Source organism: Pseudoduganella flava (assembly GCF_007830495.1).
In the GTDB taxonomy this organism is placed as follows: domain Bacteria; phylum Pseudomonadota; class Gammaproteobacteria; order Burkholderiales; family Burkholderiaceae_D; genus Rugamonas; species Rugamonas flava.
The window spans coordinates 628,306-642,686 of sequence record NZ_VLKW01000003.1; the positions used below are offsets into that span (position 1 = coordinate 628,306).

16 protein-coding genes are annotated in these 14,381 nt (G+C 65.4%); 10 read left to right on the forward strand and 6 right to left on the reverse strand.

The genetic code is table 11. The features are described 5' to 3' along the window. Positions 1 to 4: 4 nt before the first annotated feature. Complete coding sequence (locus IP92_RS10985; protein ID WP_145874572.1) at positions 5 to 1,219, forward strand: 6-phosphofructokinase; 1,215 nt, start codon at positions 5 to 7, stop codon at positions 1,217 to 1,219. A 4-nt stretch (positions 1,220 to 1,223) separates the two neighbouring features. On the opposite strand, the gene hepT is transcribed toward IP92_RS10985, so the two are convergent. The 3 genes from hepT to purM are packed head-to-tail and all read right to left on the reverse strand — an operon-like array spanning position 1,224 to position 3,101. Continuing rightward, positions 1,224 to 1,655 (reverse strand): type VII toxin-antitoxin system HepT family RNase toxin, encoded by a 432-nt coding sequence (hepT, locus tag IP92_RS10990; protein WP_145874573.1) that lies wholly within the window; start codon positions 1,653 to 1,655, stop codon positions 1,224 to 1,226. After that, positions 1,636 to 2,052 carry a type VII toxin-antitoxin system MntA family adenylyltransferase antitoxin gene (mntA, locus tag IP92_RS10995; protein ID WP_145874574.1) on the reverse strand — a complete coding sequence of 139 codons (417 nt, stop codon included), beginning with the start codon at positions 2,050 to 2,052 and terminating at the stop codon, positions 1,636 to 1,638. Before mntA ends, hepT begins: the two co-directional genes overlap by 20 nt. Before the next feature lie 5 nt (positions 2,053 to 2,057). Next, a complete protein-coding gene (gene purM, locus IP92_RS11000) occupies positions 2,058 to 3,101 on the reverse strand; it encodes a phosphoribosylformylglycinamidine cyclo-ligase (RefSeq protein WP_145874575.1) in 1,044 nt (347 codons plus the stop codon). Between the two features lie 148 nt (positions 3,102 to 3,249). Here purM and IP92_RS11005 point away from each other — a divergent pair, with 148 nt between their 5' ends. From IP92_RS11005 to IP92_RS11030, 6 genes are all read left to right on the forward strand, one after another. After that, complete coding sequence (locus IP92_RS11005) at positions 3,250 to 4,332, forward strand: AI-2E family transporter (protein ID WP_145874576.1); 1,083 nt, start codon at positions 3,250 to 3,252, stop codon at positions 4,330 to 4,332. Positions 4,333 to 4,397: 65 nt separating this feature from the next. After that, positions 4,398 to 5,063: a DnaA regulatory inactivator Hda gene (hda, locus tag IP92_RS11010; RefSeq protein WP_145874577.1), complete on the forward strand. Its 666-nt coding sequence runs from the start codon at positions 4,398 to 4,400 to the stop codon at positions 5,061 to 5,063. A gap of 8 nt (positions 5,064 to 5,071) precedes the next feature. Beyond that, the gene (locus tag IP92_RS11015) at positions 5,072 to 5,740 is read left to right on the forward strand and encodes a histidinol-phosphatase (RefSeq protein ID WP_145874890.1); all 669 of its coding nucleotides are present in this window, start codon (positions 5,072 to 5,074) and stop codon (positions 5,738 to 5,740) included. After that, entirely contained in the window at positions 5,733 to 7,238 is a 1,506-nt protein-coding gene (gene pcnB / locus IP92_RS11020) for a polynucleotide adenylyltransferase PcnB (RefSeq protein WP_145874578.1), read from the forward strand. Before IP92_RS11015 ends, pcnB begins: the two co-directional genes overlap by 8 nt. A gap of 14 nt (positions 7,239 to 7,252) precedes the next feature. Continuing rightward, entirely contained in the window at positions 7,253 to 7,726 is a 474-nt protein-coding gene (folK, locus tag IP92_RS11025) for a 2-amino-4-hydroxy-6-hydroxymethyldihydropteridine diphosphokinase (RefSeq protein WP_145874579.1), read from the forward strand. Between the two features lie 79 nt (positions 7,727 to 7,805). Continuing rightward, positions 7,806 to 8,141, forward strand: a complete 336-nt coding sequence (locus IP92_RS11030; RefSeq protein WP_145874580.1) for a DMT family protein — start codon at positions 7,806 to 7,808, stop codon at positions 8,139 to 8,141. A gap of 65 nt (positions 8,142 to 8,206) precedes the next feature. Here the strand turns inward: IP92_RS11030 and IP92_RS11035 are convergent, their stop codons facing one another. Continuing rightward, on the reverse strand, positions 8,207 to 9,079 hold the full coding sequence (locus IP92_RS11035; protein ID WP_145874581.1) for a hypothetical protein: 873 nt from the start codon (positions 9,077 to 9,079) through the stop codon (positions 8,207 to 8,209). Between the two features lie 290 nt (positions 9,080 to 9,369). Here IP92_RS11035 and panB point away from each other — a divergent pair, with 290 nt between their 5' ends. Beyond that, positions 9,370 to 10,245, forward strand: coding sequence for a 3-methyl-2-oxobutanoate hydroxymethyltransferase (gene panB, locus IP92_RS11040; protein WP_145874582.1), 876 nt, complete (start codon positions 9,370 to 9,372; stop codon positions 10,243 to 10,245). Between the two features lie 6 nt (positions 10,246 to 10,251). On the opposite strand, the gene IP92_RS11045 is transcribed toward panB, so the two are convergent. After that, positions 10,252 to 11,193, reverse strand: coding sequence for a quinone oxidoreductase family protein (locus tag IP92_RS11045; RefSeq protein WP_145874583.1), 942 nt, complete (start codon positions 11,191 to 11,193; stop codon positions 10,252 to 10,254). A gap of 100 nt (positions 11,194 to 11,293) precedes the next feature. Between IP92_RS11045 and IP92_RS11050 the strand changes: the two genes are divergently transcribed. Both IP92_RS11050 and IP92_RS11055 read left to right on the forward strand, forming a co-directional pair. Next, positions 11,294 to 11,722, forward strand: a complete 429-nt coding sequence (locus IP92_RS11050; protein WP_145874584.1) for a MarR family winged helix-turn-helix transcriptional regulator — start codon at positions 11,294 to 11,296, stop codon at positions 11,720 to 11,722. 119 nt (positions 11,723 to 11,841) lie between these two features. Beyond that, positions 11,842 to 12,750: an EDSAP-1 family PEP-CTERM protein gene (locus tag IP92_RS11055; protein ID WP_145874585.1), complete on the forward strand. Its 909-nt coding sequence runs from the start codon at positions 11,842 to 11,844 to the stop codon at positions 12,748 to 12,750. Positions 12,751 to 12,763: 13 nt separating this feature from the next. Here the strand turns inward: IP92_RS11055 and IP92_RS11060 are convergent, their stop codons facing one another. Further along, positions 12,764 to 14,257, reverse strand: a complete 1,494-nt coding sequence (locus tag IP92_RS11060; RefSeq protein WP_145874586.1) for an aldehyde dehydrogenase — start codon at positions 14,255 to 14,257, stop codon at positions 12,764 to 12,766. Between the last annotated feature and the right edge of the window lie 124 nt (positions 14,258 to 14,381).

Here is a 14,381-nt window from a genome sequence, read left to right on the forward strand (position 1 = left end):
TGCTATGGGTTCCGGCAAGATTCTGGTGGCACAGGGAGGCGGCCCCACCGCCGTCATCAACCAGTCGCTGGTGGGCGTGGCGCTCGAAGCGCGGCGCTTTCGCGACGTGACCCGGGTGTACGGCGCGCTGCACGGCGTGCGCGGCATCGTCGACGAGGACTTCGTCGACCTGACACAGGAAACAAGCCACAACCTGGAACTGGTGGCCGCAACGCCGTCGTCGGCGCTGGGCTCGACGCGGGACAAGCCGGACGAGAAATACTGCGCCGAGATCTTCAACGTGCTGCGCGCGCACCAGATCGAACACTTCTTCTACATCGGCGGCAACGACTCGTCGGACACGGTGCGCATCGTCAGCGAGCAGGCCCGCGCGGCCGGCTATCCGCTGCGCGCGATCCACATCCCGAAGACGATCGACAACGACCTGGTGGGCAACGATCACACGCCCGGATTCCCGTCCGCCGCCCGCTTCGTCGCGCAGGCGTTCGCCGGCGCGAACCTGGACAACGCATCGCTGCCCGGCGTGTACGTCGGCGTCGTGATGGGCCGGCATGCGGGCTTCCTGACCGCTGCTGCCGCGCTGGGCAAGAAGTTCCCGGACGACGGCCCCCACCTGATCTACGTGCCCGAGCGGACCTTCGACATCGAACGCTTCCTGGCCGACGTGAAGGCCACGTACGAGCGGCATGGCCGCTGCGTGATCGCCGTCTCGGAAGGCGTCCACGATGCCAGCGGCGCGCCGATCGCCACCCTGCTGGCGAAGGAACTGGAGCACGATGCGCACGGCAACGTGCAGCTCTCGGGCACGGGCGCGCTGGCGGACCTGCTGTGCGACGAGATCCGCGCGAAGCTGGGCATCAAGCGCGTGCGCGGCGACACATTCGGCTACCTGCAACGCTCGTTCATCGGTTGCGTATCGGACGTGGACCAGCGCGAGGCGCGGGAAGTGGGCGAAAAGGCCGTGCAGTACGCGTTCTGGGGCGACCGCGACGGCTCGGTGGCGATCCGCCGCACGGGCTTCTATTCTGCCGATTACGAGCTGCTGCCGTTGAACGCCGTCGCAGGCAAGACGCGCACGATGGAGGATGAGTTCATCGCATCTTCCGGCACGGACGTGACGGATGCATTCCGGCTGTACCTGCGGCCTTTGTTGGGGTCGGGGATGCCGGATGCGTTCCGGTTGCGCTGTGCGCGGGTGGAGAAGGTATTGCGGAGGTAGGCCGTCAGGTGGCCGAGCCGTGCGTCAGCATGCGCTGCGTGAATGCAAGGAAGTCGTCGAGGTGATCGCGGATGACGGCGACGGTGATCGGCAGTTGCAAGGTCTGGTAGTCGTGTACCGCGATGTTGCGAAAGCCGACCATCTTCTGCATCGCGCCGGCCAGCGCGGGGTCGATCCACCCGGCCTCCGCCAGCAGACGGAACACGTCGCGCGAGCTCTGTGGCACGCCAAGCCGTTCGCGCCGGATGATGTGCTGGCCACAGTCCAGCGCTGCCTCGCAAGCGCGCTGGATATTGAGAATGGCCGCATCCTGTCGCGTGTAGTCGGTCTGGAACGTCGTCGGATCCTTCGCATACTCTTCGCGCGCCCGGCTCACGCAGCGCTCGATGGTCGCGGCCTTGTTCAGAATGACTTCATCAGGTACCGGACTTGCCATACACCCTCCCGTCTTCCCGGATGTCCGCCAGCAGCGCCGCGCGGGCACTGTCGAGTTCCGTCTTGTCGCTGAGGATAGCGCACTCGTAGAGGGCGCCCTGGGCATCCTTCTGCCACAGCCGGCGTCCCGTCGTGATCACCTGGTATTGCATCACCGTGGTGGCGACGCGCAGGTCCAGCAGGTCGATATCGCGGTCGAGCAGGATCGCCAGTTGCTGGCCGAGGTCCCACAGCTGCACAGCGTCGACCTTGCCGGCAACGAGGACGGCCAAGTCGACGTCGCTGTCGGCGGTGGCATGCCCCGTGGCCTCGCTGCCGAACAGCCACACGCCCAACAGATCCGGCAGCGCCGCCTGCAGGAAGGCGACGATGCGCGCATCGGGCAGGCGGTTGTCCATTGTGGTTACACCACGATCGTCTGGTGCTCGCCCTCTTTGCGGGCGCGGATCGTACCGATACGCGACACGGTCTCGCCGGCCGCCGTCAGCTGGGCGATCGCCGCGTCGGCGTTCGCGGCCGACACGATCACCGTCATGCCGATGCCGCAGTTGAACACGCGGTGCATCTCGGCGTCGGCGACGCCGCCGTGCTGCTGCAGCCACTGGAACAGCGGCGGCATCGTCCACGACTTGCCGTCGAGTTCAGCGGTCAGGTTGTCGGCCAGCACGCGCGGGATGTTTTCCACCAGGCCGCCGCCCGTGATGTGCACGAGGCCCTTCACTTCCATCGATTCCATCAGCGCCAGCAGCGGCTTGACGTAGATGCGGGTCGGTTCCATCAGCACGTCGGCCAGCTTGCGGCCGTGGAAGTCCGCTTCCAGGTCGGGCTTGGCCACTTCGATGATCTTGCGCACCAGCGAGTAACCGTTCGAGTGCGCGCCCGACGATGCGAGGCCCAGCACGACGTCGCCCGGGGCGATCTTCGAGCCGTCGATCAGCTTCGATTTTTCCACCGCGCCGACGGCGAAGCCGGCCAGGTCGTATTCGCCGGCCGGGTACATGCTCGGCATCTCGGCCGTTTCGCCGCCGATCAGCGCGCAGCCGGCCTGCTCGCAGCCTTTCGCGATGCCCTTGATGACGTCGGTCGCGATCGGCACGTCCAGTTTGCCGCAGGCGAAGTAGTCGAGGAAGAACAGCGGCTCGGCACCCTGCACGAGGATGTCGTTGACGCTCATCGCCACCAGGTCGATGCCCACCGTGTCGTGGCGGTTCAGTTCAAAGGCCAGCTTCAGCTTCGTGCCCACGCCGTCCGTGCCGGACACCAGCACCGGCTCCTTGTACTTCTTGCTGATCTCGAACAGTGCGCCGAAACCGCCGATGCCGCCCATCACGCCTTCGCGCAGGGTGCGCTTGGCAAATGGCTTGATCGCTTCGACTAAGGCATCGCCCGCGTCGATGTCGACGCCAGCGTCACGGTAGGACAGGGATACGTTGGAAGGTTGGCTCATGGTGTTTTTCGCAGCGAAGGCGGTAAAATAGAAGGCGGATGCGGTGATTTTGGCCATTTTTTTATCAAAAACGGTGCCAAATCCGGCAAGTCCGCTATTTTAACAAAACGTCTCCACCGATTCTTCTCTTTTCGCCGATCCCCCGTCCATGCCCCTTTCCCTGACCGCAGAACAAAAACAAACGGTATTCTGGGTTGGCGTGTGGACCGCCTTCGTTTGCCTGCTCGTGCTGCTGGGCCCCGTGCTGACGCCGTTCCTGGCCGCGGCGATCATCGCCTATGCGCTGAACCCGGCCGTGGACCGGCTGTGCCGCGTGCGGCTGGGCCGCTGGCCGTTGCCGCGCACGGCCGCCGTCACCGTCGTGATCACGCTGTTCGCCGCCGCGCTGTGCGCGCTGGTGCTGATCGTCGTTCCCGTGCTGCGCAAGGAAATCCCGCTGCTGCAGGCCGCCATTCCCGCCTTCATGGCGAAACTGAACGCGGCGCTCGCGCCACGGCTGCAGGAACTGGGCGTGCAGGTGCGCTTCGACCCGGCCGGCGTCAAGCAGATCGTGACGGAGCAGTTGGCCGCCAGCGGCGACCAGATCTGGTCCGCCCTGCTGAACTCGGCCCGCATCGGCGGCACCGCCGTGTTGGGGTGGCTGGCCACGCTGACGCTCGTTCCCGTCGTGCTGTTCTACCTGCTGCTGGACTGGCCCGCGCTGCTGTCGCGCATCGCCAAGGCAGTGCCGCGCCGCTGGGTCAACCCGGCCGCGCACATGGCGATGGAGGCCGATGCGCTGCTGGCCCAGTACCTGCGCGGCCAATTGACCGTGATGCTGGTGCTGGCCGCGTACTACTCGGCGGCGCTGGCGATCGCCGGCTTCGACGTGGCGCTGCCGGTCGGCATCCTGACCGGCCTGCTCGTATTCATTCCGTATCTCGGCTTCGGCATCGGCCTCGTGCTGGCGCTGATGGCCGCCGTGCTGCAGTTTGCCGACTGGAGCGGCGTGGTGGCCGTCGCCGTCATCTATGGCCTGGGCCAGGTGATCGAAGGCTTCGTGCTGACGCCGCGCCTCGTCGGCGAGCGGATCGGCCTGGGCCCGCTGACCGTGATCTTCGCGCTGCTGGCGTTCGGCCAGCTGTTCGGCTTCGTCGGCGTGCTGCTGGCGCTGCCCGCGTCGGCCGTGCTGGCCGTCGCCCTGCGCCACTTGCGCCGCCACTACCTGGCGTCCGCCTTTTATAATGCATGATGTGCCCAAGCCGATAGTGAAGAAATGCGAGTTATGCAAATGACCAGGAAGCCGAGGCCAGTGCCATGAAACAGCTGGTGCTGGACCTGGGCGCGGAGCCGGTCCACACGCTCGAGTCGTTCGAGGTGGGCCGCAATGCCGAGGTGGCGGCGCTGATGCGCCAGTTCGCCGGCCGCGGCTCGCGTGAACATTTCGCCTACCTGTGGGGCGAGGTGGGCGCGGGCAAGACGCACCTGTTGAAAGCCCTCGCGTCGACCGAGCGGGCGCGCTACATCTCGCCGTTCTCGATCGAGTCGGAATTCGTCTACTCGCCCGAGGTCGACCTGTACCTGCTCGACGATTGCGAAAAGCTGTCGCCCGTCGCCCAGATCGACGCGTTCGCGATGTTCAACGAAATCCGCGCCAACGGTGCCTACATGGTGTGCAGCGGCGCCGTGCCGCCGGCCGTTCTGCCGGTGCGCGAGGACCTGCGCACGCGCATGGGCTGGGGCCTGATCTACCAGCTGCACGGGCTGACGGACGACGAGAAGGTGGCCGCGCTGTCGCAGGCGGCGGCCAGCCGCGGCTTGACGCTGTCGCCCGGCGTGTTACCCTATTTGCTGTCCCATTTCAGGCGCGACATGCGCTCGCTGTCCTCGATGCTGGACTCGCTCGACCAATATTCCCTAGAAACCCAACGCCCGATCACCCTGCCGCTGCTGCGCGAGTGGCTGCAGGCCGAGAAGGAATGAAAGCTCCCATGAACCTGGCCCTGTTCGACCTCGACCACACGCTGCTGCCCATCGACTCCGATTTCGAGTGGGGGCAATTCCTGTGCCGCGTCGGCGCCGTCGATGCCGCCGCCTTCGAGCGCCGCAACAAGGACTTCTACGGCCAGTACGAAGCCGGCACGCTGGACGCCGTCGAATACCTCGAATTCGCGCTCGGCACGCTGGCCACGATCGACCCGCAGCGGCTGGCGGCGCTGCAGCAGCAGTTCATGACCGAAGTCGTCGAACCGAACATCCGCCCCGCCGCGCGCGCGCTGCTGCAGCGCCACCTGGACGCGGGCGACCTGGTGGCGATCGTGACGGCGACGAACCACTTCGTCACCGCCCCGATCGCGCAGGCGTTCGGCGTGGAGCACCTGATCGCCGCGCTGCCGGAAGTCGTCGACGGCCGCATCACCGGCCGCCTGCACGGCACGCCGACGCAGGGCGAGGGCAAGATCGTGCACACCAAGGCATGGCTGGAACAAATGGGCAAGACGCTCGAGCATTTCGAGCACGTGTACTTCTACAGCGACTCGCACAACGACCTGCCGCTGCTGTCGATCGTCACGCATCCCGTTGCGACCAACCCGAATGCCGTCCTGACGCGCCACGCCAACGAGCAGGGCTGGCCTTTACTCCATCTATTCAATGATTAAGAAATTCATCCGCAAGATCCTGGGCGTGAAAGCCCCCCGCAACACCGACGAACCCGAGGTACTGGGGCCGGAACAACATGGCATCGACCCGAAGATGGTGTCGTCCAACGCCGTCCGCGTCACCTCCACGTTGCAGGAGGCGGGGTTCGAGGCCTTCGTCGTCGGCGGCGCCGTGCGCGACCTGCTGCTCGGCGTGAAGCCGAAGGATTTCGACATCGCCACCAACGCCACGCCGGAACAGGTGAAACGCCTGTTCCGCCGCGCCTTCATCATCGGCCGCCGCTTCCAGATCGTGCACGTGATGTTCGGCCAGGACCTGCTGGAAGTGACGACGTTCCGCGGCACCACCACCGACAACGCGCCGAAGGATGAACACGGCCGCGTCCTGCGCGACAACACGTTCGGCTCGCAGGCCGAAGACGCGGAACGCCGCGACTTCACGATCAACGCGATGTACTACAACCCGGCCACGCAGCAGGTGCTGGACTACCACGGCGGCATGCGCGACATCCGCGCGAAAACGCTGCGCATCATCGGCCAGCCCGAGGCCCGCTACCGCGAAGACCCGGTGCGCATGCTGCGCGTGGTGCGCTTCGCCGCGAAGCTGAAATTCGACATCGAACCGACGACGGCCGCGCCGATCTCCGTGATGGCGCCGTTGATCAACAACGTGCCTGCCGCGCGTGTGTTCGACGAGATGCTGAAACTGCTGATGAGCGGCAGTGCGCTGGCCTGCCTGCAGCAGCTGCGCAAGGCCGGCCTGCACCACGGCCTGCTGCCGCTGCTGGACGTCGTGCTGGAACAGCCGCTGGGCTTCAAGTTCGTCACGCTGGCGCTGGAGGCCACCGACAAGCGCATCGCCGCCGGCAAGACCGTGTCGCCGGGCTTCCTGTTCGCGTCGCTGCTGTGGCACCAGGTGCTGGAGAAGTGGAACGCCTACCAGGCCGCCGGCGAATTCCCGATCCCCGCGCTGCACCTGGCCGCGGACGAAGTCCTCGAATCGCAGACGGAGAAGCTGGCGCTGCAACGCAAGATCGGTTCGGACATGCGCGACATCTGGGCGATGCAGCCCCGCTTCGAGCGCCGCAACGGCAAGAACCCGTACAAGCTGCTGGAACACCTGCGCTTCCGCGCCGGCTTCGACTTCCTGCTGCTGCGCTGCGCCTCCGGCGAGATCGACCCGGAGCTGGGCAACTGGTGGAGCGCGTTCTATGAAGCCGACGAAACGGTGCGCGCCGAAATGGTGTCCGCCGTTTCCGGCACCGGCACCGGCACCGGCAGCAAGCGCAAGCGCCCACCGCGCCGCGGCACCCGCCATGGCGAGGAAGCGGAAGCCTCCACCGAGCAGGGCGACGAAGGCGCCGACTACGAAGGCGAGGAAGTGCACGCCGACGCGGAAAGCAGCCCGGCACCGCGCAAGCGCCGCCGCGGCCCGCGCCGCAAGCGCAACGGCGAAGGTGGTGCGGCAGCCCCGGCCGACGTGCCGACCGTCGACTGATCCGCGCTGAATCGATGCAAGCCTGGATCGGCATCGGCGCCAACCTGGGCGACGCCCGCGCCAACGCAGAGGATGCGATCGCGCGCCTGCGCTGCGCCCCCGGCATAACGGTGACGGCCGTCTCGAGCCTGTACCGTACGGCGCCGATCGATTCCTCGGGCGACGACTACATCAACGCGGTGGCCCGCGTCGCCACGACGCTGGCACCGCAGGCGCTGCTCGACGCGCTGTTCGACATCGAACAGGCGCATGGCCGCGAGCGCCCCTACCGCAATGCCCCCCGCACGCTGGACCTGGACCTGCTGCTGTATGGCGACGACATCATCGCCACCCCCACATTGACCGTCCCGCACCCGCGCATGACCGAGCGGGCCTTCGTGCTGGTGCCGCTGCTGGAGATCGATCCGGAGGTCGTCGTGCCGGGCTTGGGCAAGGCGGCGACTTTCTGCGCGCGCGTGGCCGACCAGCGGATCGACAAGGTGGCGTGACGGGCATCCGTAGGGCAGCGCTGGCGATGCGCCTGCGCCGGTATACTTGCGTCATCTCATCCACGTTCCAGCGCACCCCATGCAAACTTTCCTGCTCCTCGCCGCCTCCAATATCTTCATGACGATCGCGTGGTACTGGCATCTCAAGGGAGGGATGAACAAGCCCCTGTTCTCCGTCATCCTGATCAGCTGGGGCATCGCCTTCGTCGAGTACTGCCTTGCCGTGCCGGCAAACCGGATCGGCTTCGCGCAGGGATGGAGCGCGGGCCAGTTGAAGGTGGTGCAGGAAGCCATCGCGCTGGTGGTGTTCGGCGTCTTCATGGTCACCGTGCTCGGCGAGCCCCTCCACTGGCGGCATTTCGCCGCGTTTGCGTGCATCATGGCCGCGGTGGGGTTCTTGTTTGTGGGCCGGTAAGCACCGGCGAAAGCTGCCCAATGTGCGAGCGACAATTGCGGCAATTCCGAGAACGGAAAGGTCGATCAGTACACAGGCCATTTCTCCGCGTATTCGTCGATCTGCTTGAACGATAGGTGGTTTCTACCGTGTAGAAAGACGTTGGAAAGGCGAACGAAGTGCTTTTCAAAGTCTTTAGTCCCGTTCTTCGCCATCTGGCGCGCCATTTTCACGGCGTTCCTATCTCCGGCTTGCGCGAGGAGTAGCTTCGATGTCAGCTCCTCTACAAATCTCTGCTTTCCTCGTCCTCGCGTATTCTTTTGCAAGAACCCGATGAATTGGCTGTAGAAGTATTCGTTAGAATGCCAATAGTCGTAGTCGGGCTGCAAATGCTGCACCGCTCGGTCCATCGACTGCGTCTCGAACATTGTCGAGACGAACAGGCGCATTTTCGTCTCGACGCACTCGGCCGTTATCTCATTTTTCGGGGCGATGCAGAATTGAAAGGGGGCAGGTTGTGTTATGTCAATGCCAGAACACACGGCCATTCCGTAACAGCTGGACATAATTACGCCGGTTCCATTACGAGTACGCTCATTAATACGTTGCAGTGCCGCCTTAACTTCCGTCCATGGCGCATAGGTGTCTGTTGGAGCAATCAACAGACCGCGATCAGGAGACCCATGCGCATCGAAGGCGATCAGCGGAACATTGCTTTCGCTAGCCCGTTCTGCGATGTCGGCTAACAACGCGTCAAGCATCGGTCTGTTGAAGATTTTGACGTATCTTGAGTAAGTAGTTGCTCCGATCCCCGCCGCCTGATCTGCCGCACATCTGGCTGTCGTCCAAGAGGTCTTCAGGTCCCCCTCGCCCAGAAGATCAATGATGATCATGTAGTTATGAGATGCGTCGATGACGGCAGGCAGGCCGGGTTCATAGCGACGAGCAGGAGCGTTCATTGATGTTCCGAGACGACAGTTTGACTGAGCGGATTCTAACTCGCCTACTAGCGCTCAGCGTCGCCGATTAGCTTCGGATGCTGGGATGCCAAGCAGCGACAGGCCCACGTTGCTATGCCTGACCGCTGTACGAACGCCAGCCGTTTGAGGTGGGGACATGTACTACAGAACTGACCGGTGCGAACGACCTATCTGCCGGAGCGAAAACGCTTCCTTGCAGTTGAAGATTCAGCACGGTCGTACGGGCGGGTTTAGAATACGCGCCGTAACGATTTTATTAGAGGACTTCCATGTCTGGTTATCTGCAGGGTAAAGATCTGTCGGCTCCCGCCGCCGCTGCGAACGGCGTTCCGGCGCCGGCCAAGGCCGTAGCGCAAAAGGCCGTCACGCTCCCCTCGCTGGCCGCGCTGCGCGCCGCCGGCGAGAAGATCACGATGCTGACGTGCTACGACGCCAGCTTCGCGACCTTGATGGACAAGAGCGGTGTCGAGGTGCTGTTGATCGGCGACTCGCTGGGCATGGTGTGCAACGGCCACACGTCGACGTTGCCCGTCACCGTGCAGGAAGTGGCGTACCACACGGCCGCCGTGGCACGCGGCGCGAAGTCCGCGATGATCATGGCCGACCTGCCGTTCGGCAGTTACGGCACGCCGGAACAGGCGCTGGCCAGCTGCGTGCAGCTGATGCAGGCGGGCGCGCACATCGTCAAGATCGAAGGTGCCGGCTGGCTGGCCGACACGGTGCGTTTCCTCGTCCAGCGCGGCGTGCCCGTGTGCGCCCACATCGGCCTGACGCCGCAATTCGTCCACCAGCTGGGCGGCTACAAGGTGCAGGGCAAGACGGTGGAAGGCGCCGAGGCGCTGAAAGCCGATGCACTGAAGCTGCAGGAAGCCGGCGCCTCGATCGTGCTGCTCGAGGCAGTGCCGGCCGCCGTCGGCAAGGAAGTGACCGATGCATTGTCGATCCCGACGATCGGCATCGGTGCGGGTCCGGACTGCTCCGGCCAGGTGCTCGTGATGCACGACCTGCTGGGCGTCTTCCCGGGGCGCAAGGCGCGCTTCGTGCGCAACTTCATGGAAGGCCAGCCGAGCATCGGCGACGCGTTCGCCGCGTATGTGGCCGCCGTGAAGGACGGCAGCTTCCCCGCGCTCGAACACTGCTTCTGAGCTGCCTCACGGCGTGAACACGATCCGCCCGCCACCGCGGGCCGGATCGGACCACGCCTTCTCCACTTCCGCAAGCGGCACTGCCTGCACGTCCAGCTGGAACGTGCCGCGCGCGATCTCCAGCGCCAGCGCGGGCAGCTCCGCCAGGATCGCCCGGTCCGACACGGAACCCAGGCCGCTGCCGACAATCTGCACGTTTGCCGCGCGCAGGAACATACCCGGCAGCGCCGCCGTCTCCCCCGCCATTGAACCGACGTGGATCCACGCCAGCGGCAGGCCGCGGTCCGTGCGCTGCTTCAGCACCGCTTCCATGCAGCGCATCGCCACGTCGCCCCACACGAAGTCCAGCACCACGTCCACGTCGCGCGCCAGCGTGCCAAGCCGCGGATCGCCCAGCGGTACGGTATCGGTCGCGCCCAGCGCCGGCAGTGCCGCCAGCTTGTGTTCGTCGCGGCCCGCCGCGATCACCTGTGCCGCGCCTAGGTGCCGGGCGATCTGCACGGCCATGCTGCCTGAGCTGCCCGTCGCGCCCAGGATCAGCACCTTTTGGCCGGCCTGGAACGGCACGCGGCAGCGCAATGCGAGCCACGCCGCCATGCCGGGGTTCATCGCGGCGGCGAGCGCCACCGGGTCGCAGTCGCCCGGCAGTGCGATGCTGCGGGCGCGGTCGATCACCGTCTTCTGCGCCATCGAGCCGGCCATGCCGGGGCCCTGCACGAAGTAGCGCAAGGTGCCGTCCGGACCGCGGCCGACGCCGTCGATGCCGGGGATGAGCGGCAGCGCAGTGCCGCTCGAGTAGTGGGCGCCCGAGGCGCGGCCGCGCGTGACGTGATGCAGGCCCGCGGCAAGCACGTCGACGAGGATTTCATCGGGCCCATCGGGCACGGGGTCGGCGATGTCGCTGTAGCGGGGCGGGTGGTCGAACGAGGTGACGACGGCAGCTTTCATGGGAGCCTCCTGGGCAGAGTGGGAAGAGCGAGACAAATAAAGGTTCGTATTACGATCTATTATTGATGCGCATTACGAACTATGTCAAGATGGCGTCACGATGAAAAACAAAACGAAATCCACTGCCGTCGATGGCGCGGCCCTGGCTGATGCGCTGGTTCCTGTCGCCTTTGCGACGATGGCCGTGCTGAACAAGATCGGCGCCGAGAACGACCTGTCGCTGACGTTGCTGCGCGTGCTGGGCATCCTGCGCGACCGCCGCCCGCGGATGGCCGAACTGGCCGAACACCTGGGGCTGGAGAAGCAGACGATGTCCGGCCTGATCGCGCGCGCGGAAAAGCGTGGGCTGGTCGCGCGCGCCCAGAACCTGGCGGACGGCCGCGCCACCGACGTGTTCTTGACGGAAGAAGGCGTGGCGCTCGTCGAGCGCCTGCTGCAGCAATTGCGCCAAGCCCTCGCACCGTTGACGGAGCGCCTGGACGCGGCGGACCGCCAGCAGCTGCAGGAGCTGCTGGAGCGCATGCTGTGAGGAGGATGTCCGGCAGTGTGAACATGTAGTGCCGTGACGATTTTCGCGACGACTTTCCTGGCGCTTTGGTGAGTCGCCGCCTATGCTGAATTGCACAGGCTTGCACGGGGGAGACGCAGATGGGGAACAGACAACGCGTGACGCTGATGGCCATGCTGGTTGCAGCGACAAATGCGTATGCCTTGGGACAAGGGGAAGCGATTCTCCGGGTCGACAGGCTCGCGCTCGACAATGGGCAGGGAACGCCGTTTACACTGGGCAGCTTCGCTTCGCTGCAAGTGTCGAGTGTGTTCGGGAACTCGGGGTATATCGGGCCACCCGAGCACGGCGGCATGTGGCAATACTCGAGCAGCCTCGGCAATGCCGACCTGCCCGCGATCTGCGGCTTCGGGCATGGCGGGCAGTCCTGCAACCCTGTGCTGCAGAACTATTTCGCGCCGTTTTCGGACGCTGCCTACACGTTCCATTACGCCGACTACGACAATTCGGACCAGCAGTTGCGCGGACAGCTGCTGGCTGATACACCCTCCTCGCTCGCCATCGACACGCGAGGAGACGTGGGTATCGAGCATGAGGCTCCAGGCGGAAAATATGGCAGCGAAAGCACGGCCGACATGACACTCACCTTCCGGCTTGCCCATCCGGATCGCCTGCGACTGTCGTTCGACGCGGATCCCTACACGAAGGTGTGGCACAACGGCGCGCACACTGACCTCACGTCCGAAGTGCGGTTCACGGCAACGTTAACGAACGCGACGACCGGGGAAACGGTGTTCTCGTTCGCGCCCGGGGACATCAACTTCCGCAACCGGGTGTACAACGATTTCGTCGTGCTGGACCCTGCCGCGGCGTCGTACGACATTACATCGGCGCTTCTGAACGATGCCGATCAGTACCAGCTCGTCATCAGCCAGTACGCTGGCAGCTACAACGGCGCCGGCGCGCCGCCAGTGCCCGAGCCGTCGCAATGGGCGATGCTTGGCGCCGGGCTGGGGCTGCTGACGTGGACGCGCCGTCGGCGAAGGTGACACCGCCGCTTCGTCAGGCGCGTGCCACCTGTATCCACGTCGTCTTCAACTCCGTGTACTTGTCGAACGCGTGCAGCGATTTGTCGCGGCCGTTGCCGGATTGTTTGTAGCCGCCGAACGGCACCGTGATGTCGTCGTTGTCGTACTGGTTCACGTGTACGGTGCCGGCGCGCAGCGCGCGCGACGTGCGGATCGCTTTCGACAGGTCGGACGTCCATACCGCTGCGTGCAGGCCGTACTGCGTGGCGTTGGCCTGCTTCACAGCGTCGTCCAGCGACGTGAAGCCGAGCACGGACAGCACGGGGCCGAAAATCTCTTCGCGGGCGATCGACATGTCCGCGTGGACATTGTCGAAGATCGTCGGGGCGACGTAGTAGCCGCCCGATTCGAGCCGCATCCGTTCGCCGCCTGCCAGCAAGCGGGCGCCGGCAGCCTTGCCTTCGCCGATGTACTTCATGATCGTGCCGAGCTGGATGTCGTCGACGATCGCGCCCATCACCGTGTTCTCGTCGAGCGGATCGCCCGGCGTGAAGTCGGGCACCAGCGCCAGCGCCTTCTCGATGAAGCGCTCACGGATCGACTCCTCGACGAACAGTCGTGACGGCGCATTGCAGCTCTCGCCCTGGTTGAAGAAGATCGAGCCGATCGACGCGGCCACCGCCGCATCGAGGTCCGGGCAGTCGGCGCAGACGATGTTGGCGGACTTGCCGCCCAGTTCCGTCCACGCCCGCTTCAGGTTCGACTGCCCCGCCATCTGCAGGATCTGCTTGCCCACGCGGGTGGAACCAGTGAACGCGATGCAGTCGACGTCCATGTGCAGCGCCAGCGCGCTGCCCGCCTCGTTGCCGAAGCCCGGCAGCACATTGAACACGCCGGGCGGTATGCCTGCCTCCAGCGCCAGCTCGGCGAGGCGCAGCGCCGTCAACGGCGACTTCTCGGAAGGCTTCAGCACGACGCTGTTGCCGGCCGCGAGCGCCGGCGCGATCTTCCACGACGCCATCAGCATCGGGTAATTCCACGGCACGATCGCGGCCACGACACCTACCGGCTCGCGCGTGATCAACGCCAGGCTGTCGCTGGGCGCGGGCGCGATCTCGCCATACACCTTGTCGATCGCTTCGCCATACCAGCGGATGCAGTTGGCCGCGCCACCGAGATCGACGGACAGGCTGTACTTGATCGGCTTGCCCATGTCGAGCGTCTCCAGCAGCGCCAGCTCGTCGCGGTGGCGCTGCATCAGGTCGGCGAACTTGACGAGCACGCGCTTGCGCTTGGCCGGCGCCAGGTTGGCCCAGCGGCCGTCCTCGAATGCGGCACGGGCATTGGCGACAGCGAGCTCCACGTCGTCAGCGCCGCAGCGCGCGACGGGGCCAAGGTTGCGGCCGTCGATCGGCGACAGGTTGTCGAACTGCTGCCCGCTGCGCGACCAGGTGCGCTGGCCGTCGATGAAGGCGCGCCCGTCGATGTTCAGGTTGCGGGCACGGTCGTGCCAGGTGGTGTCGGTCATGGCTGTCTCCTTGTGATGATGCCGATTGTAGTTCGCCACGCCGCAAGCGCGCAGCTACCGGCCGTCACTTCTCCCCCGTTCCCAACTGTTGCAAAGTCGCTACGCGTGACAATTGGTGACAATG